The following is a 23,351-nucleotide window of genomic DNA, read 5'->3' on the forward strand; positions in this document are numbered from 1 at the left end:
AAGGCGTTCCGTGCAACCGATTATTGGAGCGGAAACTTACGGCCCACTGACGCGAAACGCCTGGCCGACGCTTTCCCGCGCGACGGCGCGCCGCGCGTAAAACAGGCTAAGTTGCGTGAAACGGCGCGCAGTCTGTCTGGAACGCCGCGCGACCTGCTTTTCGTCGCTGAGCGAAGTCAATGCGCGTTAGGGTAAGTCCTGTCCCGTTCTAGCACGCGCAAACTGACGCGCACGAGCGTTCCCGCGAGCCGCGGCGAGGTTTGATAGACGTTGTCGCCAATGGTCAGTTTGCCGCCGTGCATCGTCGCAATTTCACGGACGATCGCGAGCCCGAGGCCGCTGCCGTCGCCCTCGCGGCCGAGAATCCGGTAAAAGCGCTCGATTACCCGCGAACGTTCGGCGGCCGGAATGCCCAACCCGGTGTCTTCGACTTCGAGATGCACGAGGTCCGCGTCGGTACCGTGCGCCGTCTCGCGCGTCGTCTCGGGCCTCACTCTGACCGTGATGCGGCCGCCGGGCGGCGTGTAGCGAATGGCGTTGTCGATCAGATTCGACAGCATTTCGCGCAACATGACCGGATTTCCCTCGACCTGCACGGGCTCGTCGGGCCCTTCGTAGCCAAGGTCCATCTGCTTGGCGAGCGCGGCTTGCACCCAATCGCGCACGGCGTTGCGCGCCACTTCCGTCACCTCCACGGGCGTGAAAACCTGGCCGGACAGGCGGTTTTCCGCGCGCGCCAGCGCCAGCAGTTGCGTGACGAGGCGCGCCGCATGTTCCGAACTGGTGGCGATCTGTTCGAGCGAGCGATGCACTTCCGCCGACGCGTCTTGCCGCAGCGCCAGCTCCGCCTGCGTGCGCAAGCCCGCGAGCGGCGTTTTCATCTGATGCGCGGCGTCGGCGATAAAGCGCTTTTGCAGCTCCATGTTCTGTTCGAGACGCGTCAGCAGATCGTTGAACGATGTCACGAGCGGCTCGATTTCCGGCGGCGCGCGACGCGCTTCGAGCGGCGACAGGTCGTCCGGACGCCGCGCGCGGATGTGCGCTTGCAGCGCGTGCAACGGCGCGAGGCCGCGCGACAGCCCGAACCACACGAGCAGAATGGCGAGCGGCAGAATCACGAACTGCGGCAGGATCACGCCTTTGATGATGTCGTTGGCGAGCTGGCTGCGTTTGTCGAGCGTCTCGGCGACCTGCACCAGCACGGGCTCCGCGCCGGGCGTCTGCGGAAATTCGACGGTCGTATAGGCCACGCGGATGTCGTTGCCGCGCAGCATGTCGTCACGGAATGCGACGAGGCCCGGCTGCGGCCGGTCGTCTTCGTGCGGCAGCGGCATGTCGCGCTCGCCGGCCACCAGTTCGCCGCGCGTGCCGAGCACCTGATAGAACACACTGTCGACGTTGTCCGCGCGCAGAAAGTCGCGCGTGGAGTCGGGCAGCGTCAGCTCGGCCACGCCGTTGACCGGATGGATCTGGCGCGCGAGCACATAGGCGTCGGTTTCGAGCGCGCGGTCGAACGGCCCGTTTGCAATCGACTTGGCGACCAGATACGTGACCGCCAGACTCATCGGCCAGAGCAGCAGCAGCGGCGCCAGCATCCAGTCGAGAATTTCGCCGAACAACGAGCGTGGGCGCGCCTCGGCGGCGGCTTCGGTTTCGTCGGGTGGGGCGAACGGATTGGCGTAGCGCTCGTCACGCGCCTCGTCGAGGTCCGCCGCGCGGGGCGTCGCGCGATCGGCGGGTGCGGACATAAGCGTGCTCTACTTGTAGTGATGACTCGCCGGCATCCCAGCGGAAGACTGCTCGGATGGCCCCGGCGGCGGCGTTTCAGATTCAGGCTCGGTGGAAGCGGGCGCCGCGGCGGCATTCGCGCCCGTGCCGCCATTCGCGGGCGCCGCCGCCTTTTCAAGGCAGTAGCCAAGGCCGCGCACGGTGATGATGCGCACGCCGCTCGGCTCGATCTTTTTGCGCAGCCGGTGCACGTAGACCTCGATCGCGTTGTTGCTGACTTCCTCGCCCCATTCGCACAGGTGGTCGACCAGTTGCTCCTTCGAAACCAGCCGGCCGATTCGTTGCAGCAGCACTTCGAGCAGTCCCAGCTCGCGCGCGGAAAGCTCGATCACCTGCTCGTTCACATAAGCGATCCGGCCGACCTGATCGAACGACAGCGAACCGTGCCGCACGACCGTCGGGCCGCCGCCCGCGCCGCGCCGCGTGAGCGCGCGCACGCGCGCTTCGAGTTCGTTGAGCGCGAACGGCTTGGCCATGTAGTCGTCGGCGCCGAGATCGAGGCCCTTCACGCGTTCGTCGACGCTATCCGCGGCGGTCAGGATCAGCACGGGCAGATTGGAGTTGCGGGCGCGCAGGCGGCGCAGCACTTCTAGCCCGGACATGCGCGGCAGGCCGAGATCGAGAATCAGCAGGTCGAAGCTTTGCATGGACAGCGCGGTGTCGGCCTCGACGCCGCTCTTCACGTGATCGACCGCATAGGCCGATTGGCGGAGTGATCGAACCAGACCGTCCGCGAGTATGCTGTCGTCTTCGGCAATCAGAATTCGCATGGTGCGCCAGCTCAAGGCCTTGGCCGGCACCTCGGGTGTCCCCGCGGCGCACAGCGGTCTCCGAAAATTATTGTGGGTGGTTTGGGCAGCGGGAAGGTAAAAATGCGCGTTCGCATGAGAATCGCGCTTGCCAAAACTACTGTTTTTTTATACAGTGTCTGGGTTTCGTGTGCTGTCCTTCAAAAATGGACGACACATCTGCCTCAGACGCCGTTCATCATAGCAAAGGACGATTCATGGAAGAAAGCAAGAAAGGCTCGGCTGGACTGACTGCTGAAAAGAGCAAGGCACTCGCTGCCGCCCTCGCGCAGATCGAAAAGCAGTTCGGCAAAGGGTCGGTCATGCGGCTCGGCGCAGGTGAGGCAGTCGAAGACATCCAGGTCGTTTCAACCGGATCGCTCGGCCTCGACATCGCACTGGGCGTTGGCGGTTTGCCGCGTGGCCGCGTGGTCGAAATTTACGGTCCGGAGTCGTCGGGTAAAACCACGCTGACGCTGCAAGTCATTGCCGAAATGCAGAAACTCGGCGGCACGGCAGCGTTTATCGACGCGGAACATGCGCTGGACATCCAGTACGCGGGCAAGCTCGGCGTGAACGTGAGCGACCTGCTGGTCTCGCAGCCGGACACGGGCGAACAGGCGCTTGAAATCGCTGACGCGCTGGTGCGTTCGGGCTCGATCGACATGATCGTGATCGACTCGGTCGCGGCACTCGTGCCGAAGGCCGAAATCGAAGGCGAAATGGGCGACTCGCTGCCGGGTCTGCAAGCGCGTCTGATGTCGCAAGCGCTGCGCAAGCTCACCGGCACGATCAAGCGCACAAACTGCCTCGTGATCTTCATCAACCAGATCCGTATGAAGATCGGCGTGATGTTCGGCAATCCGGAAACCACCACCGGCGGTAACGCGCTGAAGTTCTACGCGTCGGTGCGCCTGGATATTCGCCGCATCGGTTCGATCAAGAAGAACGACGAAGTGATCGGCAACGAAACGCGCGTGAAGGTGGTTAAAAACAAAGTGTCGCCACCGTTTCGCGAAGCGATCTTTGACATCCTGTACGGCGAGGGCATTTCGCGTCAGGGCGAAATCATCGACTTGGGCGTGCAGGCCAAGATCGTCGACAAGGCCGGCGCCTGGTACAGCTATAGCGGTGAGCGTATTGGCCAGGGCAAGGACAACGCGCGTGAATTCCTGCGCGAGAATCCGGACATTGCTCGTGAAATCGAAAACCGTATCCGCGAATCGCTGGGCGTGAATGCAATGGCCGACGCAGTGACCGGCGCAGGCGCAGAAGTCGCGGACGAAGAGTAACCATTACGTGATACGCAAGGGCCGGCCATTGTCCGATACCGGAAGCAACGCGGACGGCCCGCGTAATGATGACAGCGATTCGTTCGATCCCTTCGAATCGTTCGACGCACATGACCGTGCTGCGGGCCGCGGCCCGCAGCACGCGCAGTTTCAAAGCCCTTCCGCCGAGCCCACCGAGCCAACCTATACCCGCTCGCGTGGATCACGTGACCCAAGCAACTCGCGCAACTCAAGCCGTACATCCAGCCACGCCGAGCCTGGGCAAAACGAAGCAAAAAAATCCCAACGTCCCGAACGGTCGCTCAAAGGGCGCGCGCTGGGTTATCTGTCGCGCCGCGAATATAGCCGCAGCGAGCTTGCGCGCAAGCTCAAGCCCTTCGTCGAAGAAACCGATTCGCTCGATACCTTGCTCGACACGCTCGAAGCGGAAAACTGGCTGTCCGATTCCCGCTTTGCCGAAAGCCTGATCCATCGGCGCTCGTCGCGCCTGGGCGCGAGCCGGATCGTCGGTGAAATGAAGCAGCATGCGCTCGATCAGACGCTCGTCGAAGAAGCCAGTGCTCAATTGCGGGAAACCGAACTTGCCCGCGCTCAAGCCGTATGGCGCAAGAAATTCGGCCAGCTTCCCGAAACGCAGGCGGAGCGCGCGAAGCAGGCGCGCTTCTTGGCGTCGCGCGGATTTTCGGCGGCAACGATAGGGAAAATTCTCAAAGGAATCGACGAAGAGTAGTGCGGTGAGTAGGCGTGAGTCGCAGCCAATAACAGCGAATAGCGCCGCCCCTCACCGCTGGCGAGCATCGGATTTGCGACAGCAGAGCTGGCTCGAACCGGCCCACAGCGGCTCGCGGGCCGTCTCAGCGTATTCCGGCCTGTCTCAAATACCCAGTATGCTAAAATTAACGGGTTTTCCAATCTGGCCTTTCCTTTCCGCATGCCGCTTTCCCCGCCAGTGCCCCGTCAATTGCGCCATCGTCGCGCAATCAGAGCGGAAGCTTATGAGCGAGCCGATGGCCTGTGGGATGTGGAAGCGTGCTTGACCGACGAAAAGCCGCGCGATGTGGTCCTTGCGTCGGGCGTTCGGCCCAATGGTCAACCGATCCATGAACTCTGGCTTCGCCTCACCATCGATCGCAAGCTCAATGTCGTCGACGCCGAGGCGTCGTCCGACTGGGTGCCCTATCCTGGCGTGTGCCAAGTCAGCAATCCCGCCTATCGTGCCCTCATCGGGCTCAATCTCCGTCACAACTTCCGTCGCGAGGCCGCCCGTTTGCTGGGCGGCACGGCTGGCTGCACGCATCTCACCGAGTTGTGCGCCGTCTTGCCGACGGCCGCGATTCAGGCGTTCGCCGGCGACGTATGGAGTACCGGTGACAGCACGGCAGGCGCGAGTGCGAGTTCAGGAAACGAATCGGCTGACAAGGCCGGCGAACGTTTAAACGAAAAACCGCCATTCCAGTTGGGACGCTGCCACGCGCTGCGTTTCGACGGGGAGGCAGTGCAGAAGTTTTACCCGCGCTGGTATGGCCACGCGCCACGCCCAGCAGACCGCCCGGCATCGCCAGACAACGGGGCGGCCCGCCACGAAGGCAGGGGCAATGCGCCCGGCATGATCGACGGTAGCGGAAACGAAGTTCAATCCAACTCTCAGACTGAAGGGAATCACGCATGAAGATTCACGAGTACCAGGGTAAGGAAATCCTGCGGAAATTCGGCGTCGCGGTACCGCGCGGCAAGCCGGTCTTCTCGGTGGATGATGCGGTCAAGGCCGCGGAAGAGCTTGGCGGCCCGGTATGGGTCGTGAAGGCTCAGATCCACGCGGGTGGCCGTGGCAAGGGCGGCGGCGTGAAGGTCGCCAAGTCGCTGGATCAGGTTCGCGAATACTCGAACCAGATCCTCGGCATGCAGCTCGTCACGCACCAGACCGGTCCGGAAGGCCAGAAGGTCAATCGCCTGCTGATCGAAGAAGGCGCCGACATCAAGAAGGAACTGTATGTCGGCCTCGTGATCGATCGCGTTTCGCAGAAGATCGTCGTGATGGCATCGAGCGAAGGCGGCATGGACGTCGAAGAAGTCGCTGAAAAGACGCCCGAGCTGATCCACAAGGTTGCCGTCGATCCGTCGACCGGCCTGAAGGACGCCGAAGCCGACGACCTCGCGAAGAAGATCGGCGTGCCCGACGCGTCGATCCCGCAAGCGCGCGCCATCCTGCAAGGCCTGTACAAGGCGTTCTGGGAAACCGACGCATCGCTCGCCGAAATCAATCCGCTGATCCTGACCGGCGACGGCAAGGTCATCGCGCTCGACGCCAAGTTCAACTTCGACTCGAACGCGCTGTTCCGTCACCCGGAAATCGTCGCGTATCGCGATCTGGACGAAGAAGATCCGGCTGAAGTCGAAGCGTCGAAGTTCGACCTCGCGTACATCTCGCTCGACGGCAACATCGGCTGTCTCGTGAACGGCGCAGGCCTCGCGATGGCAACGATGGACACCATCAAGCTGTTCGGCGGCGAACCGGCGAACTTCCTCGACGTGGGCGGCGGCGCTACGACCGAGAAGGTCACGGAAGCGTTCAAGATCATGCTGAAGAACCCGAACCTGACCGCGATTCTGGTCAACATCTTCGGCGGCATCATGCGCTGCGACGTGATCGCGGAAGGCGTGATCGCGGCGTCGAAGGCCGTGTCGCTGAAGGTGCCGCTCGTCGTCCGCATGAAGGGCACGAACGAAGACCTGGGCAAGAAGATGCTCGCCGAATCCGGTCTGCCGATCATCGCGGCTGACAGCATGGAAGAAGCGGCTCAGAAGGTCGTCGCGGCCGCATCGGGCAAGGCGTAAGCCTCGTCTCGCCGCGTTTACCAGGCGCTTTTTCCAGGATTACGAATGGCGGCGCGCGCGTAACGCATGCGCGGCGCGGGCGGAGAACATCCCGCCGCACCGCGCCAACGCGCCACCGCGCGACGCCAAACGAACAGAGGTCAATACATGTCGATTCTGATTAACAAAGACACCAAGGTCATCACGCAGGGCATCACCGGCAAGACCGGTCAGTTCCACACGCGTGCTTGCCGCGAATACGCAAACGGCCGCGAAGCGTACGTTGCAGGCGTGAACCCGAAGCGTGCCGGCGAAGATTTCGAAGGCATTCCTATCTACGCAAGCGTCGCTGAAGCCAAGGCTGAAACGGGCGCGACCGTGTCGGTGATTTACGTTCCGCCGGCAGGCGCTGCTGCTGCAATCTGGGAAGCCGTCGAAGCCGACCTGGATCTCGCGATCTGTATCACGGAAGGCATTCCCGTCCGCGACATGATCGAGATCAAGGACCGCATGCGTCGCGAAAACCGCAAGACGCTGCTGCTCGGACCGAACTGCCCGGGCACGATCACGCCGGACGAACTGAAGATCGGCATCATGCCGGGTCACATCCACCGCAAGGGCCGTATCGGCGTCGTGTCGCGTTCGGGCACGCTGACGTATGAAGCAGTCGGCCAGCTGACGGCGATCGGCCTCGGCCAGTCGTCGGCAGTCGGTATCGGCGGCGACCCGATCAACGGTCTGAAGCACATCGACGTGATGAAGATGTTCAACGACGATCCGGATACGGACGCCGTCATCATGATCGGCGAGATCGGCGGTCCGGACGAAGCCAACGCGGCTGAGTGGATCAAGGGCAACATGAAGAAGCCGGTGGTCGGCTTCATCGCTGGCGTGACCGCGCCTCCGGGCAAGCGCATGGGCCACGCCGGCGCGCTGATCTCGGGCGGTGCGGACACGGCTGAAGCGAAGCTGGAAATCATGGACGCCTGCGGCATCAAGGTCACGAAGAACCCGTCGGAAATGGCGCGTCTTCTGAAGGCGATGCTGTAAATCGAAACTGGCGCCCAGTTGGCGCGCCTTTTTTGATACGCTTACGAGATCCTTTCGTTGGCGTGCGGTCCCGAAAGCGGGGGAGTGAAGACTCCCCCGCTTTTTTTTCGCCGCGCATCTCATTCCTTCTTATTCGTGTGCTCATGCTCGAGTTCCTCGCCACGCTTCATTGGGGCGCAGTCGTTCAGATCGTCGTCATCGACATCCTGCTGGGTGGCGACAACGCCGTCGTGATCGCGCTCGCCTGCCGCAATCTGCCGCCCGATCAGCGCACGAAGGGCGTGCTGTGGGGCACGGCGGGCGCGATCGTGCTGCGGGTGATACTGATTGCGTTCGCGGTCGCGCTGCTCGACGTGCCGCTGCTGAAGTTCGCGGGCGGCCTGCTGCTGCTGTGGATCGGCGTTCGTCTGATGGCGCCGGCGCATGACGTGCATGAGAACGTGAAGCCCGCGGACAAGCTGCTGTCGGCGATCAAGACGATCATCGTCGCGGACGCCGTCATGAGTCTCGACAATGTGATCGCGATCGCGGGCGCGGCCGAAACCGCCGATCCGCAGCATCGTCTCGCGCTCGTGATCTTCGGTCTCGTGGTGAGCATTCCGTTGATCGTGTGGGGCAGTCAGCTCGTGCTGAAACTGCTCGATCGCTTTCCGATCGTCATCACGCTCGGCGCCGCGCTGCTCGGATGGATTGCGGGCGGGCTGATCGTCAACGACCCGGCCGGCGATCGCTGGCCGATCCTCGATACGCCGATGGCCGAATACGGCATGAGCGTCGCCGGCGCGCTGTTCGTCGTGATCCTCGGTTATGTGATCAAGCGCCGCAATGCGCATCGCGCAGCCGCCTGAGGCGCTGCAACGCGCGACCGTAACACGAGCCGCGCCGCCTGCACATTGGCCATTCGGCTGACTGTGTGACACGAACCCGGCTCGCTACGATGGAAACGCCTGTCCCGATCTTTGGGCCACGCGTTTTTCGTTTCAGGAGTCTGCCGATGATCGTCACCTTGCCTTATTCCCCTTATTCCCATTCCACACTCGCCGCGCGTTCGGATTCGACGCGAGCGCGCTGGTCCGCGCGGCTCGCGCGAGCGTGCCGCAGTGTCGGCGTGCGCTTCGGTTTCCGCGGCGCTCCCGGCTTCACGCTGATCGAGTTGATGATCGTCCTCGCTATAGTCGGCGTGATCGCCGCTTATGCGATCCCGGCATATCAGGACTATCTCGCGCGCAGCCGGGTGGGCGAGGGCTTGTCGCTCGCGGCGTCGGCGCGGCTCGCGGTGTCCGAAAACGCCGCGAGCGGCAACGCGTTCAGCGGCGGCTATGCGTCGCCGCCCGCCACGCGCAACGTCGAGTCCGTTCATGTCGACGACGACTCAGGCCAGATCACCGTCGCGTTCACGACGCGCGTCGCGCCCGCCGGTTCCAACACGATCACGCTGGTGCCTTCGGTTCCCGACAACGTCGATGCGCCCACCGCGCGCGTCGCGCTGACGCAGGGTTCGGTGCAGGCAGGCGCGCTCGCGTGGGAGTGTTTTGCCGGGGGCAAAGCGGCCTCTTCGTTGCCCGCGCCTGGCGCGGGACCGATTCCTGTCAACGCGCCGACCTTGCCGTCGAATCTTGCCCCGCCGGAGTGCCGTGCGTGACGCCGTGTGAACGAATGGAAAGTTTGCCGTTCGAACGTAAAACGCTGATTTAGGGGATATTTCAGCCCAGCCGGCGCACAGTGTAAGAATTTTTTTGTATAGTGCGCCGGTTGCTGACGCCCACCGCTTACTCGATGCCCACCCCATTCGCGCGTTACCTGTCTCTCGTTCTGTTGTCTCTCGCGTTGGTGCTGCCTTATGCAGTCGTCAACCATACGTATCCGATTCCGACGTTCTACGCAGAGTTCACCGCGCTCGCGCTTTACCTGCTGACGGGCGCGGGCGTCGTGCTAATGGTCGCGGGCGCGAAACCGCGCATCAGTTTCGCGTCGCCTGTCGTCGCGCTCGTGCCGTTGGCGTTCGGGCTGTTGCTCGTGGCTCAATCGGTGCTGCTGCCCGTTTCGCAACCTTCGATGAACTGGCTCGGCGGCGGTTTCCTGCTCGCCGCTTTCATGGCGACGCATGTGGGCTACGGCTTCGCGCGCGCGAAGCTCGCGGAGACGGCGTTGCGCTGGGCGGCCGGCGCGCTGATCGTCGGCGGCCTGTATGCGGTGTTCTGCCAGGTGATCCAGCTTTTTCATCTCGAGGCGCGGGTCTCGCCGCTGGTCGTGGCGTACAACGTGGCCGTCGAGCGCCGGCCGTTCGGCAATATGGCGCAGGCGAACCATCTCGCCACGTATATCGCGTTCGCGATGGCGGGCGCGCTGTACCTTGTGCAGACGCGCCGCATTGCCGTCGGCATCTGGGCGCTGGTGTCGACCATTTTCGCGGTCGGCCTTGCGCTGACTGTTTCGCGCGGCCCGTGGCTGCAAATGGGCGTGATTGTCGTGGCCGGTTTCTGGATGGCGTTCGCGCAGGCTCGCGGCGAGCCGCAGATGCATCGCGGCTATCGTCAGTGGCTCATTCCAGCGGCGCTCGCGGTGCTGTTTTTCGTCGTGAACGCGCTGATTCGCTGGGCCAACGTGCGCTATCACCTGGAGCTCGGACAGTCCGCCGCCGAGCGTTTCCAGGACGCCGGCCAGATCGCGCCGCGCCTCGCGTTGTGGAAGTACGGCTGGACGATGTTCAAGACGCATCCGCTGATGGGTGTCGGCTGGGGCGAGTTTCCGAGCTATCAATATCAGTTTGCCAAGACGCTTGGCGGGGTCGAGATCGCCAATAATTCGCACGACATTTTTATCGATCTGCTCGCAAAGACCGGCTTGATCGGCGTCGCGATCGTGCTGTTCGGCCTGATCATGTGGCTCGTGCGCGTGGTGCGCGCGCCGCAGAGCGCGGCGCGGGTTTTCGGCATCGCGTTGATCGGCGTGCTTGTCATGCATGCGCTGGTCGAATATCCGCAGCAGTACATGTTCTTTCTGTTGCCGGCGATGTTCGTGTTCGGCTTGCTCGACACGCGCGCGTTGCGCCTCGTGCCGGGGCGTCTGTCGTTCGGCGCGTTCGCGGTGATCGTGTTCGGCGGGATAGCGGCGCTGTATCCGGTGTACCGCGATTACGCGCGCGCCGAGGTGCTGTACTACGGCTCGCGTCCGGCCGAGCAGTATCGCGCGGACCCGTCGTTCCTCTTCCGGGCGTGGGGCGAGTATGGCATGGCGACGCTCCTGCCGATGAACTCAATGGATCTGCAACACAAGCTCGCGATGCACCGTCAGGCGATGGCGCTCTTGCCCGGCGAAACCGTGCTGCGTCGTTATGCAGTGCTGCAGGCGTTGAGTGGCGACACGGCGGGAGCGTTCGATACCGTCGCGCGTCTGAAAATTTTCGCCGAGGAACTGAAGGACTGGCCGTCGCAATTGAACTACCTGTATCAGCTCTGCGATGAGCAAAAGACGCTGGCGGGCTTCAAGACGGAACTGATCAAGCGCTACGGCATGCCGCCGGGCGGCGTCAATGAAGACGACGACAGCGACGAGGAATAAGTCGCGCTGTCGTTTGCGGAAATAGTTGAATGGTGGAATGGTGGAAAGGGCGGGTGGGCGAGGATGTCAGCCCGCCACCCAATCCCCCGACTTCCCCCCATGCTTCTCCATCACCCGCACATCGGTGATGATCATCCCCCGATCCACCGCCTTGCACATGTCGTACACCGTCAGCAGCCCGACCTGCACGGCGGTTAGCGCTTCCATCTCCACGCCGGTTCTGCCGAGCGTTTCGACCTGAACAGTGCAGTGCACGCCGGGCAGGGTGTCGTCGAGTTCGAAATCCACTTTGACACGCGTCAGCGCGAGCGGATGACACAGCGGAATCAGATCGGCAGTGCGTTTCGAGCCTTGAATCGCGGCGATGCGCGCAATGCCGATCACGTCGCCCTTTTTGACATTGCCGTCGCGGATCAGCGCGAAGGTTTCCGGCAGCATGCGGATCGAACCGCGCGCGACTGCAATGCGCTTCGTTTCCTGCTTGCCGCCGACGTCCACCATATGCGCCTGGCCGGCGGCATCGAAATGAGTGAGTTCAGGCATGTCTGGCTCCTTCAGAGGGCGCCTATCATAGCAGTGCGGTGCGGGCGTCCGGCTCGCTCGCGCACGCCCGAGGCACCTCGGAGCCGCGCGGCGACTGATTACAATCGCACCATAGCCCGCTATCTTAGTCCGTGCGGCGGGCGTCGCTTTCCGACTCCGTCAGACGAACTTGCAATGCGTCCGAAACGCTTTCTTGCTGCGTTGCTGTGTGTCGCGCTATCGACGCCGCCCGGTGCATTCGCGCAAGCACGGGCCGCGCCCGGCGTGCAAGCGCAATCCGCCGAGCCGCCTCTCGTCAGCGGGCAGGAGGAGTCGTATGCCGATCCAGCGGTGCCGCCCGCTATCGCGCAAGGCGTCTTCGGCGTGTACGGCGGCGCGCAAAGCCGTTTTTCCGCCAACGATGGCGCGCATCGGGGCGCCGGCGGCGGCTGGCGCGCGCCGATCGCGACGCAGCAACTCCCCGACCTCGGCAGCGGCGGCGCGGGTTCGCTGACGCCGCAAGCGGAGCGCAAGCTCGGCGAGCGCGTGATGCGCGAAGTGCGCCGCGACCCCGACTATCTCGACGACTGGCTGGTGCGCGACTACCTCGGCTCCGTCGCCGGAAAACTGGCTGCGGCGGCGAACGCGCTGTACATCGGCGGCTATCGGCCGGACTTCGATCTCTTTGCCGTGCGCGACCCGCAGATCAATGCGTTCTCGCTGCCCGGCGGGTTCATCGGTGTGAACACGGGTTTGATCGTCGCGACCCAAACCGAATCGGAACTCGCGTCCGTGCTCGGCCACGAAATGGGACACGTCCTGCAACGCCACATTTCGCGGATGATCACCACCGGCGAGCGCAGCACCTACGCCGCGCTCGCCGGCATGCTGTTCGGCGTGCTCGCGGGCGTGCTTGCGCACAGCGGCGATCTCGGCAGCGCAATTGCGGTCGGCGGCCAGGCTTACGCGATCGACAACCAACTGCGTTTTTCGCGATCCGCCGAGCAGGAAGCGGACCGCGTCGGCTTTCTTCTGCTCGCCGGCGCGGGTTTCGATCCGTACGCGATGCCCACGTTCTTCGGCCGCCTCGACCGTGCGGCGATGAGCGACACCGGCATACCCGCGTACGCGCGCACCCATCCGCTGACGGGCGAGCGGATCGCCGACATGGAGGACCGCGCGCGCCGCGCGCCTTACCGGCAACCGCACCAATCATCCGAATATGGTTTCGTGCGAGCGCGTGCGCGTCTTCTGCAGGACCGCTCGCGCAGCGAATATGCCGACGAGATTTCGCGCATGCGCTCGGAGATCGAAGACCGCACCGCGCTGAATGTCGCCGCGAACTGGTACGGCATTGCGTACGGCCAGATGCTGCTGGAACGTTACGACGACGCGGCCGCGTCGCTGGTGTCGTCGCGTGCGGCGCTGCTGGCGGGCGCCCAGGCGCAAGACGAAGCGGCGCGCAGCTCGCCGAGCCTCGACGTGCTGGCCGCCGACATCGCGCGGCGCGCCGGTCGCGACGCCGAAGCGGTGCGTCTTGCCGACCTCGCGCAGAAGCGCTGGCCTCGATCGAATGCCGCCATCGACATGCACATCCGCACCTTGCTGACCTTGCGGCGCTTTGGCGAAGCGCAGGCGCTCGCGCAACAGGAGACGCGCGTGCAGCCCGATCAGCCGGCGTGGTGGCTGTATCTCGCGCAGGCCTGTGCGGGCAGCGGCGACGCGCTGACGCGGCATCGGGCGCTGGCTGAAAAGTTCGCGCTGGAAGGCGCGTGGCCGTCCGCGATCCGTCAACTGAAGGACGCGCGCGATATGAAGAGCATCGGCTACTACGACCTGGCTACCGTCGACGCCAGGCTGCACGAGATGGAGAGCCGCTACAAGGAAGAGCGGCTCGACGAGAAAAGTTAGGCTCCGGCAGGGTGAGCGCCGCGAGTCGGCGCCTGGCGGCTGAGGCCGGCTCAAGCCTCAGGCGTTCGCCGCCGGACTCTGCACAAACCCGAAGCGCGACGCGACATCGTCCCGCCGTAGCGGTTCGAGCGGCAGCACTACGCCGCTATTCCAGCGAAACTCGCCGCTCAGTGAATCGTCGGCGAGGTGTGCGTGATCGGCGAATATTTCCAGATCGTGATCGTGCAGCACGGCGATTCTCGGCGGCGTGGACGTGTCGGCGAAAAGAATGCCGCCGTGGTCGTCGGCAAAAACGGCCGATGCTTCAAAGGCGTTGCCCGCCTGATCTTTCAGCGCGAGCGCGCCTTCGGCATCGGCCGACAAACGCACGACCCACGGCGTGTAGCCCAGCTCGACATACACGCGCTGCGGCCCGTTCTGAAAGAACCATTGCCCGCGTTCGTCGCAGTCGTAGTTCCGGTTGATGAAGCCGAGCAACGCCTCGTGCCGGACCGGCACGCCGGGCGAACCGCTCGCCTGCGCGGCTTCGTCGCGCATGCGCCAGTTGCCGCGCCGGTCGAGCATCAGCCAGCCGGTGCAACTGGGTACGTTCGGCCATTTGGCCAAAGCCTGTCTGACGATGTCATCCATGATCGACGTGCTGCTCCAGATAGCCGAACACGCGCCGCGACAGCCAGTCGATGCGCCCCGGAAACGGCCCGGTCATGAAGCCGGCGTGGCCGCCGTGCCTCGGCTGGTCGAGTTCCACCGCCGCCGACACCTGTTGCCGCGACGGCAGCGCCTCGGCCGGCAAAAACGGATCGTTGCGCGCGTTCAGCACGAGCGTGGGCACCTGAATGTGCGGCAGCAACGGCCGCGTGGTCGCCACGCTCCAGTATTCGTCGGTATTGCGAAAGCCGTGTAGCGGCGCGGTCACGACGTTGTCGAACTCGTACATCGTGCGGCTCGCGAGCATCGCGTCGCGGTCGAAGAGGCCAGGAAACTGCACCAGCTTCTGCTCGGCTTTCTGCTTGAGTGTCTTGAGAAAGCTGCGCGTATAGACCATGCCGAAGCCTTGCGACAACGCGCGTCCACCGGCGTGGACGTCGATGGGCGTGGAGATCGCGGCGGCCGCCGAGACGACCGACGCCGCGTCCTCGCGCCGCTCGCCGAGCCAGCGCAGCAGCACATTGCCGCCCAGCGACACGCCCGCGGCGACGAGCGGCCCGCGATGCGCGGCGCGCAGACGTCGCAAAACCCAATCGACTTCATTGCTGTCGGCGAGATGATAGAAGCGCGGCAAGCGGTTCAGCGCGCCGCTGCAACTGCGAAAGTGCGGCACCACGCCGTGCCAGCCGCACTCGCGCGCGGCCGCCATCAACGAAGACGCGTAGTGCGATGCGGAACTGCCTTCGAGTCCGTGGAACAGGACGAAGAGCGGCGCGTCGGCGGCGGGAATCTGACGTGCCGCGTCCGCTGTAATGACAGAGGTTGGCGCGTTGTCGTGCTGAACCCAGTCGAGATCGATGAAGTCGCCGTCAGGCGTGTCCCATCGCTCACGACGAAACGACACCGCCGGACGCCGTGCAAACAGCGAAGGCACAATGGTCTGCACATGCTTGTTCGGCAACCAGAGCGGCGCGCGGTAGAGCAGCTCGAGGGTCGCCTCGACGGCGGCCCCGGCGCGCGCGGAGGCGGGTTGATCTTCTACGGTCCCCCAAGGGGACTTGCTGCGGGGCGTGCTCATGCCGGCTTCGAGCGAAAGTGTGGCGGCGCGGACCGCGCGTTAGTGGAGCGGCCCCTGACCATGCCGCATTTTCGTGGCGAACTGGCTGGCTGCGTCATTCGGCATCGGGCTCGCGTGAATGTGCGCGATGCGCCATTCGCCGCGTTCGTGAACCATCACGTAGGTGGTGAAGACCATGGCGGGCGCGGCCTTCGGGTCGACCGGACGATGCGCTTCGGCGATGGCGTAGACGACGGTGCCGAGGCTGTCGTAGACGCGAATGTCGAGCGGTTCGATCGAGACCGGCGCGGCTTCGAACTGGATCTGCAAGCCCGCGCGAATGCTGTCGAGGCCATGCAGATGCGAGCCGTCGGCGCAAATGCAGCTCACGAACTCTTCATCGATCCACAGGCCCATCAGGCTGTCGATATTGACCTCGGCGACGGCCTGGTAATAGGCGTTGAGGGTATCGGCGGCGGCTTCGAAGATGTGGGCAAAACGTGGCATGGCTCGTCAGTCTCTTGTGCGCGGCGCGCGGTTGCAAGTCAGCGGTCAGCAAAGCGGCCCGAACTGGGCCGTCGCACCCGAGCGCCAGAATGCCCGCGCCGCAAGGCGCGAACATGACGCGACGCGCTCAGGGCGTGCGGTGTTGCGTGCAAGTGTCAGTCTGCTCAGCGCTGCGCGAGCAACATGCCGCGCAGATCGCCGAAAACCTGCTCGGCGCTCAACTGCTTCAGACAGTTCAGATGGCCGAGCGGACACTCGCGCTGGAAACAGGGGCTGCATTCGAGATGAAGCCATTGTACCTTCGCGAGCTCGGACAAGGGCGGCGTGTGGCGCGGATCGGTCGAACCGTAGACGGCCACGAGCGGCCGGCGCAGCGCGGCGGCGACGTGCATCAGTCCCGAGTCGTTCGTGACGACGGCATTGGCCCGCGAGATCAGCGCGCAGGCTTCACCGAGCGCGGTCTGGCCGCACAGATTGCGTACATTCGGCGCCTTCTCGGCAATGGCTTGTGCGAGCGGCGCGTCTTTCGGCGAGCCGAGCGCGACGATCTGCGTGTACGGGAACGACTGTCCGACCATTTGCGCGAGCGCCGCGAAATGCTCGGGCGGCCAGCGCTTGGCCGGGCCGTATTCGGCGCCGGGGCAGAACACGAGCAGCGGCACGCGCGTGTCGAGATTGAAGCGCGCCGATACGCGCGACGCTTCGTTCAGGTCCGCGTCGAGCCGCGGCATGGGCAGGTCGTCGGGAATCTTCGCGCCCGGCGCGTACGCGAGGGCGGCGTAATGGCCGACCATCGGCGGGCGCTCGTCCTTGCGCGGATTCGCGTGACGCACGTTCAGCATGCCGTAGCGGCTCTCGCCGGTATAGCCGATGCGCAGGCGGATGCTCGCCATCCACGGAATCAGCGCGGATTTGAGCGAGTTCGGCAGCACATAGGCGGCGTCGTAGCCCACGTCGCGCAAGTCGCTCGCCAGTTGCCAGCGGCGCAGCATTTGCAGCTTGCCGTGCGCGAGGTCGGTGGCGTAGACGTCGCGGATTTCCGGCATGCGTTCGAGCACGGGCGCGACCCACGAAGGCGCGACCGCGTCGATGACGATGCGGGGGTGCAGTTTCACGAGGCGCGCAAACAGCGGCTGCGCCATCAATGCGTCACCGATCCAGTTCGGTGCGATAACCAACGCGCGACGCATCAGAGTGAGTGTCCGGTATCGAAACGAAGCGCCGCGCGCGATGCGCGTGGCGCTTCGGATAAGTCAAAGTAAAAAGGGGAAAACCGTTAGCCGGGTGGCGCAATTGCGCCGGGATTTCGCCACGACACGCGTCGCGGCGAAAACTTCACAAGCCCGGAAACGGTGAGCGGCCAACGCCGCGGGCGAACAGCGTCAGGGCGCCAGGTTCAATGGCCCTTGACGACTTCGCCGTCACGCAGCTTGTAACGCGTGCTGCAATACGGGCAGCGCGCTTCGCCGTGCGTGACGTCGATAAAGACGCGCGGATGCGCGCTCCAGCGCGGCATGGCCGGATTGGGACAGTATGCCGGGAGGTCTTTTGCCGTCAGCTCGACCAGCGGCATTTCCTTGATATCGCTCATGAGACTTTCTCGTTGTATGCAGGGTGCGTGCGGTGCGCCGGGTTGGGAAAAGCCCGGCGCAGTGCGCGTTAGATCTTGGTCAGCCAGTGCGCGTATTTTTCGCTCTTGCCGTTCACGATGTCGAAGAAGCCCGATTGCAGCTTCTCCGTGATCGGGCCGCGTGCGCCGGCCCCGATCGTGCGGTTGTCCAGTTCGCGGATCGGCGTGACTTCGGCGGCGGTGCCGGTGAAGAACGCTTCGTCGCAGGTGTAGACCTCGTCGCGCGTGATGCGCTTTTCGATCACCGGAATGCCCATGTCGCGCGCGAGCGTGATGACCGTGTCGCGCGTGATGCCGTCGAGGCACGACGACAGGTCCGGCGTGTACAGCTTGCCGTTGTTCACGAGGAAGAAGTTTTCGCCCGAGCCTTCCGACACGTAGCCGTCCACGTCGAGCAGCAGGGCTTCGTCGTAGCCGTCGGCAACGGCTTCCTGGTTCGCGAGGATCGAGTTCACGTACCAGCCCGATGCCTTGGCGCGGACCATGGACACGTTCACATGATGGCGCGTGAACGACGAAGTCTTCACGCGGATGCCCTTGGCAATGCCGTCTTCACCAAGGTAGGCGCCCCACGGCCAGGCGGCGATCGCCACGTGGATGGTGTTGCCCTTGGCCGACACGCCGAGCTTTTCCGAACCGACCCAGATGATGGGGCGCAGATAGCAGGATTCCAGCTTGTTTTCGCGGACCACTTCGCGCTGCGCGGCGGCGAGCGTTTCGTGGTCGAACGGTACGTCCATCTGGAAAATCTTGGCCGAGTTCAGCAGACGCTTGGTGTGCTCCTGCAAACGGAAAATCGCCGTGCCGCCGTCTGCCGTCTTGTAGGCGCGCACGCCTTCGAAAACGCCCATGCCGTAATGCAGCGTGTGGGTCAGCACATGGATCTTGGCATCGCGCCAGTCGATCAGCTTGCCATCCATCCAGATCTTGCCGTCGCGGTCGGCCATTGACATACGATTCTCCAGCAGGTGCGTGTTTGTGTGAGCCCCCAAGACCCGTCGTCTCGCGCCGGGTTCCCGTGAGGGCCGGGAAAGCCGGGGCGCGCCCGAAATTTCGGTGGGGTGCGGCGAAGACCCGTATTTTAGCGTCTTTTGCACACGGAACGGGCATTTGGACGCACTTCGGGCGCTATAATTCGGCGCACGCATAATTCAAATCCGGATGCGCCAGCGGGTGCTTGACGACCTGGCGCCGATTTCCTTCATCGCGGCCTCCAGCGCCGGCGCTTTTCGCCTCATGCTCGCTCGTCTGTCAGATACCGATCGCCGCGCCTTCCGTGAGGGCGCGCGCGACTACGCGCCCACGCTCATGGCAATTTCCTCGTGGGGCCTCGTCACCGGCGTCGCGATGAGCAAGTCCGTGCTCACGCTGCCTCAGGCGCTCGCCATGTCGCTGCTGTGCTACGCCGGGTCGTCGCAGCTGGCGGTGCTGCCGCTGCTCGCCGCCAAGCTGCCGGTCTGGACCGTGCTGCTCACGGCGGCCATGGTCAATACGCGTTTCGTGATCTTCAGCGTGGGCCTCGCGCCGCACTTTTCCTATCTGCCGATGTGGCGGCGCATCCTGCTCGGCTACTTCAACGGCGACGTGATTTATCTGCTGTTCGTGAAGAAGAACTTCCAGACCGGCTATGTGCCCGGCAAGGAGGCCTACTTCTGGGGCATGGCGGTCAGCAGCTGGGTGTCGTGGCAGGTGGCGTCGATAGCGGGCATCCTGCTCGCCAGCCTGATTCCGGACAACTGGGGGCTCGGGCTCGCGGGCACGCTCGCGCTGCTGCCCATCATGGTCGCGGCCATCGCGACGCGCTCCACGATGGTGGCGGTCTGCATCGCGGGCATCGTGGCGCTTCTGGCCTTCGACCTGCCGTACCGGCTCGGGCTGCCGCTGGCGGTGATCGCCGCGATCATGGCGGGCAGCGCCGCCGACCTGCTGGCCGAGCGCGCCGACTTGCGCCGCATCCGCAACAGCGCGGGAGATTCGCGATGACATCCACGGAAATCTGGCTCGCCATTCTCGGCATGACTTTCGTCACCGCACTGACGCGCGCGATGTTTCTAATCGGCGGCGAGCGCACGGTTTTGCCTGCGCGCGTGCAGCGCATGCTGCGCTACGCGCCAGCCGCGGCGCTGGCCGCCGTGGTCCTGCCCGACGTGCTGGGAACGCCGGAAGGTCTTTCCTTCGCGCCGTCGAACCACGAGTTCTACGCGACGCTCGCCGGATTGGCGTGGCTTTTGTGGCGGCGCACCATGCTCGGGACGATTGTCGTCGGCATGCTCGTGTTCACGCTCCTGCGGCTGCTCATGTAGTCGGGGTGTAGTGGGGGCGCGCCGCGAATGCTGCGCTGCGGCACGCGCGGCGTGGCGTTCAAATACGGGACATTCGCCCGCTCGCGGGTCAGAAGGCAGTGGGGATCAGTTAAAATGGCGCTTTCCGGGATGACCGCGCCGATGCCTGGCGCCCGCGCCGCGGCCTTGCCGCCGGCCCTCGACATTACGGGGCCGCCGGGCCGACGCGCGGGAGTTCGCCGCGCTTAAAGCCGTGTGCGCCGTCCGCCACCGCCTTCTCATCAACTCGCACACAAACGCCCATGAACAAGGTATTGCGTCTCTCCGATCTGATCGCCGAAGGCAAGCTATCCGGCAAACGAGTGTTCATTCGCGCCGACCTGAACGTGCCGCAGGACGATCAAGGCAACATCACCGAAGACACCCGCATCCGCGCGTCCGTGCCGGCTGTGAAGGCCGCGCTCGACGCAGGCGCCGCCGTGATGGTCACATCGCACCTGGGCCGTCCGGCTGAAGGCGATTTCAAGCCGGAAGACTCGCTCGCGCCGGTCGCGAAGCGTCTCGCCGAACTGCTCGGCCGCGACGTGCCGCTCGTCGCGAACTGGGTGGAAAACGGCGTGAACGTCGCGCCGGGCGACGTCGTGCTGCTGGAAAACTGCCGCGTCAACAAGGGCGAAAAGAAGGATTCCGACGAGCTTGCGCAGAAAATGGCGAAGCTTTGCGATATCTACGTGAACGACGCATTCGGCACCGCGCACCGCGCCGAAGCCACCACGCACGGCATCGCGAAATATGCGCCGGTGGCGTGCGCCGGGCCGCTGCTGGCCGCCGAACTCGAGGCGCTCGGCCAGGCGCTGGGCGCGCCGAAGCGTCCGCTGGTGGCGATCGTCGCGGGGTCGAAAGTGTCGACCAAGCTGACCATTCTGAAGTCGCTCGCCGACAAGGTCGATCAGCTGATCGTCGGCGGCGGCATTGCCAATACGTTCATGCTGGCCGCGGGTCTGAAGATCGGCAAGTCGCTCGCCGAAGCGGATCTCGTGGCGGAAGCCAAAGCCATCATCGACGCCGCAAAAGCCCGCGGCGCCTCGGTGCCGATCCCGACCGACGTGGTCACGGCCAAAGAGTTTTCGCCGACCGCCAAGGCCGAAATCAAGGCCGTCGCCGACGTGCAGGACGACGACATGATTCTCGACATCGGACCGGAAACCGCGAAAGCGCTCGCCGCGCAATTGGAAAAAGCCGGCACCATCGTGTGGAACGGTCCGGTCGGCGTGTTCGAATTCGACCAGTTCGGCAACGGCACGAAGACGCTGGCCGACGCGATTGCCAGATCGTCGGCGTTCTCGATTGCGGGCGGCGGCGATACGCTGGCCGCGATCGCCAAGTACGGCATCCACGACAAGGTCAGCTACATCTCGACAGGCGGTGGCGCCTTCCTTGAGTTCCTCGAAGGCAAGAAGCTGCCGGCCCTCGAAGTTCTGGAATCGCGGGCTTAACGTGGCGGCGCGCTCCCCAACGGCAAAGTCGGCAAAGGCGAACGGTCAGCGCGGCAAGCCGCGCGACACCGCAAGAACGGCGGCGGGGGAGCGCACAGCGCCCTCCGGCGCGCCGGACGCAGCGGCGCCCGAAGCCGTGCTTGAGGCTGCGTCTGAAGCCGCGTCGGCAACCGAATCGACAGTCGCGGACACGGTTGCCGCCGCGCTCGAAACTGTCGGTGAAGCCAGACTGGCTGGCAGCCAGCCAGAAACATCCGAGCCGCCTTTAGCGGCCATGGAGTCGACCACTGCCGCCGGCGCAGCGGAATCGTTCAGCGCAGAGGCTGCCGAATCCGCCCAGTCCCCGGCAGAACTCCCGGCCGCGCAAGTCGCGCTCGCACCCCCGCCGGCGCCCCGCGTGCTGGTATCGAACACCGCTTCACCCCATAAAGCGACGCTGGTTTCAACCGGCGCGCAGCCCCCGGCAGCATCTTTCGGTGCGCAGCCTCCGCATCCGACTCGCAGCGCTCTTTCCAGCGATCCCATCCAGACGAGGAGACTCATGCATCGCGCCACCAAGATTGTCGCTACCATCGGACCGGCTTCCAGCACGCCGGAGATCCTGCTGCAAATGATTCAGGCGGGAGCCGACGTGGTGCGGCTCAATTTCTCGCACGGCACCGCCGACGACCACCGCCAGCGTGCCGAATTCGTGCGCGAAGCGGCGCGCCAGGCAGGCCGCGAGGTCGCCATCATGGCGGATCTGCAAGGCCCGAAGATCCGGGTCGGCAAGTTTGAAAACGGCAAGGTCGCGCTGACCGCCGGCGAGCCGTTCATCCTCGACGCCGAGTGCGAGCTGGGCAACCAGGAGCGCGCCGGTCTCGACTACAAGGACCTGCCGCGCGACCTGAAGCCGGGCGACGTGCTGCTGTTGAACGACGGCCTGATCGTGCTGAACGTTCAGCGTGTGATCGGCAACGAAATCCATACGATCGTGAAGATCGGCGGCGATCTGTCGAACAACAAGGGCATCAACCGCCAGGGCGGCGGCCTCTCGGCGCCCGCGCTGACCGCGAAAGACATGGAAGACATTCGCACCGCGATGTCGCTCGGCGTCGATTTCGTCGCGGTGTCGTTCCCGAAGAATGCGACCGATATGGAAATGGCGCGCCAACTGGCGAACATCGCCGGCGCGCCGTACGGCATCAAGCCGAAGATGATCGCCAAAATCGAGCGCGCGGAAGCCATTCCGGCGCTGCAGGGTATCCTGGACGCGTCGGACGGCATTATGGTCGCGCGTGGCGATCTCGCCGTGGAAGTGGGCAATGCCGCAGTCCCGGCGCTGCAAAAGCGCATGATCCGGATGGCGCGCGAGTCGAACAAGTTTGTGATCACCGCGACCCAGATGATGGAGTCGATGATCTACGCGCCGGTGCCGACCCGCGCCGAAGTGTCGGACGTCGCGAACGCGGTGCTCGACGGCACGGACGCGGTCATGCTGTCGGCGGAATCGGCAGCGGGCAAGTATCCGGTGCAGACCATCGAGACGATGGCGGCGATCTGCGTCGAAGCCGAGAAGTCGGAGCAGTCGGAGCTGGACAAGGACTTCCTCGACCGCACGTTCACGCGCATCGACCAGTCCATCGCGATGGGCGCGCTGTTCACGGCGTTCCACCTCGGCGCCAAGGCGATCGTGGCGTTGACCGAATCCGGCTCGACCGCACTGTGGATGTCGCGTCACTGGACGCACGTGCCGATTTTCGCGCTCACGCCGCGGGTCGGCAGCGAGCGGGCCATGGCGCTATACCGCAACGTGACTTCGCTGCATCTGGACACCAACACCGACCGCGACACCGCGTTGCAGCAGGCGTTGGAAACCGTGGTGAGCAAGGGTTACGCGTCGCGCGGCGACATGGTCGTGCTGACCGTCGGCGAGCCGATGGGGCAGGCCGGCGGCACGAATACGCTGAAGATCGTACGGGTCGGCGAGCCGTATTGATCGGTCAGCGACTGCTCGACCGGTACA

General features: G+C 64.6%; 22 protein-coding genes. 13 read left to right on the plus strand and 9 right to left on the minus strand.

Annotated elements, in window-relative coordinates; all coding sequences use genetic code 11:
• Window positions 1-176: 176 nt before the first annotated feature.
• Complete coding sequence (locus VOM14_RS04950) at window positions 177-1,748, minus strand: sensor histidine kinase (RefSeq protein WP_327627630.1); 1,572 nt, start codon at window positions 1,746-1,748, stop codon at window positions 177-179.
• 9 nt (window positions 1,749-1,757) lie between these two features.
• Window positions 1,758-2,558 carry a response regulator transcription factor gene (locus VOM14_RS04955; RefSeq protein ID WP_327627631.1) on the minus strand — a complete coding sequence of 267 codons (801 nt, stop codon included), beginning with the start codon at window positions 2,556-2,558 and terminating at the stop codon, window positions 1,758-1,760.
• 236 nt (window positions 2,559-2,794) lie between these two features.
• Between VOM14_RS04955 and recA the strand changes: the two genes are divergently transcribed.
• From recA to VOM14_RS04995, 8 genes are all read left to right on the plus strand, one after another.
• Window positions 2,795-3,868 (plus strand): recombinase RecA, encoded by a 1,074-nt coding sequence (gene recA, locus VOM14_RS04960; RefSeq protein ID WP_327627632.1) that lies wholly within the window; start codon window positions 2,795-2,797, stop codon window positions 3,866-3,868.
• 7 nt (window positions 3,869-3,875) lie between these two features.
• Entirely contained in the window at window positions 3,876-4,598 is a 723-nt protein-coding gene (gene recX / locus VOM14_RS04965; protein WP_327627633.1) for a recombination regulator RecX, read from the plus strand.
• A 201-nt stretch (window positions 4,599-4,799) separates the two neighbouring features.
• Window positions 4,800-5,537: a DUF2889 domain-containing protein gene (locus VOM14_RS04970; RefSeq protein ID WP_327627634.1), complete on the plus strand. Its 738-nt coding sequence runs from the start codon at window positions 4,800-4,802 to the stop codon at window positions 5,535-5,537.
• The gene (gene sucC, locus VOM14_RS04975; protein WP_095418308.1) at window positions 5,534-6,703 is read left to right on the plus strand and encodes an ADP-forming succinate--CoA ligase subunit beta; all 1,170 of its coding nucleotides are present in this window, start codon (window positions 5,534-5,536) and stop codon (window positions 6,701-6,703) included. The genes VOM14_RS04970 and sucC overlap by 4 nt, the downstream gene beginning before the upstream one ends.
• Before the next feature lie 147 nt (window positions 6,704-6,850).
• Window positions 6,851-7,732, plus strand: coding sequence for a succinate--CoA ligase subunit alpha (sucD, locus tag VOM14_RS04980; RefSeq protein ID WP_008920420.1), 882 nt, complete (start codon window positions 6,851-6,853; stop codon window positions 7,730-7,732).
• Between the two features lie 143 nt (window positions 7,733-7,875).
• Entirely contained in the window at window positions 7,876-8,580 is a 705-nt protein-coding gene (locus VOM14_RS04985; protein WP_327627635.1) for a TerC family protein, read from the plus strand.
• Window positions 8,581-8,726: 146 nt separating this feature from the next.
• Window positions 8,727-9,374, plus strand: coding sequence for a pilin (locus VOM14_RS04990; protein WP_327627636.1), 648 nt, complete (start codon window positions 8,727-8,729; stop codon window positions 9,372-9,374).
• A 134-nt stretch (window positions 9,375-9,508) separates the two neighbouring features.
• Window positions 9,509-11,293, plus strand: a complete 1,785-nt coding sequence (locus VOM14_RS04995; RefSeq protein WP_327627637.1) for a PglL family O-oligosaccharyltransferase — start codon at window positions 9,509-9,511, stop codon at window positions 11,291-11,293.
• Window positions 11,294-11,359: 66 nt separating this feature from the next.
• On the opposite strand, the gene moaC is transcribed toward VOM14_RS04995, so the two are convergent.
• Entirely contained in the window at window positions 11,360-11,836 is a 477-nt protein-coding gene (gene moaC, locus VOM14_RS05000) for a cyclic pyranopterin monophosphate synthase MoaC (RefSeq protein WP_327627638.1), read from the minus strand.
• Window positions 11,837-12,010: 174 nt separating this feature from the next.
• Between moaC and VOM14_RS05005 the strand changes: the two genes are divergently transcribed.
• Window positions 12,011-13,726: a M48 family metalloprotease gene (locus VOM14_RS05005; protein ID WP_327627639.1), complete on the plus strand. Its 1,716-nt coding sequence runs from the start codon at window positions 12,011-12,013 to the stop codon at window positions 13,724-13,726.
• A 57-nt stretch (window positions 13,727-13,783) separates the two neighbouring features.
• Here VOM14_RS05005 and VOM14_RS05010 read toward each other — a convergent pair whose 3' ends face one another.
• From VOM14_RS05010 to VOM14_RS05035, 6 genes are all read right to left on the minus strand, one after another.
• Window positions 13,784-14,356: a DUF2946 family protein gene (locus VOM14_RS05010; RefSeq protein WP_327627640.1), complete on the minus strand. Its 573-nt coding sequence runs from the start codon at window positions 14,354-14,356 to the stop codon at window positions 13,784-13,786.
• Window positions 14,349-15,452, minus strand: coding sequence for a YheT family hydrolase (locus VOM14_RS05015; RefSeq protein WP_327627641.1), 1,104 nt, complete (start codon window positions 15,450-15,452; stop codon window positions 14,349-14,351). Before VOM14_RS05015 ends, VOM14_RS05010 begins: the two co-directional genes overlap by 8 nt.
• Window positions 15,453-15,491: 39 nt before the next feature.
• Window positions 15,492-15,938, minus strand: a complete 447-nt coding sequence (locus VOM14_RS05020; RefSeq protein WP_327627642.1) for a nuclear transport factor 2 family protein — start codon at window positions 15,936-15,938, stop codon at window positions 15,492-15,494.
• A gap of 164 nt (window positions 15,939-16,102) precedes the next feature.
• Window positions 16,103-17,128: a lipopolysaccharide heptosyltransferase II gene (waaF, locus tag VOM14_RS05025; protein WP_327627643.1), complete on the minus strand. Its 1,026-nt coding sequence runs from the start codon at window positions 17,126-17,128 to the stop codon at window positions 16,103-16,105.
• A 206-nt stretch (window positions 17,129-17,334) separates the two neighbouring features.
• Window positions 17,335-17,529, minus strand: coding sequence for a zinc-finger domain-containing protein (locus VOM14_RS05030; RefSeq protein WP_128591877.1), 195 nt, complete (start codon window positions 17,527-17,529; stop codon window positions 17,335-17,337).
• Window positions 17,530-17,597: 68 nt separating this feature from the next.
• The gene (locus tag VOM14_RS05035) at window positions 17,598-18,521 is read right to left on the minus strand and encodes a branched-chain amino acid transaminase (RefSeq protein ID WP_327627644.1); all 924 of its coding nucleotides are present in this window, start codon (window positions 18,519-18,521) and stop codon (window positions 17,598-17,600) included.
• Between the two features lie 283 nt (window positions 18,522-18,804).
• Between VOM14_RS05035 and VOM14_RS05040 the strand changes: the two genes are divergently transcribed.
• The 4 genes from VOM14_RS05040 (at window position 18,805) to pyk (ending at window position 23,324) form a co-directional block, all read left to right on the plus strand.
• Entirely contained in the window at window positions 18,805-19,551 is a 747-nt protein-coding gene (locus tag VOM14_RS05040) for an AzlC family ABC transporter permease (RefSeq protein WP_327627645.1), read from the plus strand.
• The gene (locus VOM14_RS05045) at window positions 19,548-19,871 is read left to right on the plus strand and encodes an AzlD domain-containing protein (protein WP_327627646.1); all 324 of its coding nucleotides are present in this window, start codon (window positions 19,548-19,550) and stop codon (window positions 19,869-19,871) included. Before VOM14_RS05040 ends, VOM14_RS05045 begins: the two co-directional genes overlap by 4 nt.
• Before the next feature lie 281 nt (window positions 19,872-20,152).
• A complete protein-coding gene (locus tag VOM14_RS05050) occupies window positions 20,153-21,346 on the plus strand; it encodes a phosphoglycerate kinase (RefSeq protein ID WP_327627647.1) in 1,194 nt (397 codons plus the stop codon).
• A 541-nt stretch (window positions 21,347-21,887) separates the two neighbouring features.
• Window positions 21,888-23,324, plus strand: a complete 1,437-nt coding sequence (pyk, locus tag VOM14_RS05055; RefSeq protein ID WP_327627648.1) for a pyruvate kinase — start codon at window positions 21,888-21,890, stop codon at window positions 23,322-23,324.
• Window positions 23,325-23,351 lie beyond the last annotated feature (27 nt).

It is taken from the genome of Paraburkholderia sp. MPAMCS5 (assembly GCF_036016995.1).
Taxonomy (GTDB): Bacteria; Pseudomonadota; Gammaproteobacteria; order Burkholderiales; family Burkholderiaceae; genus Paraburkholderia.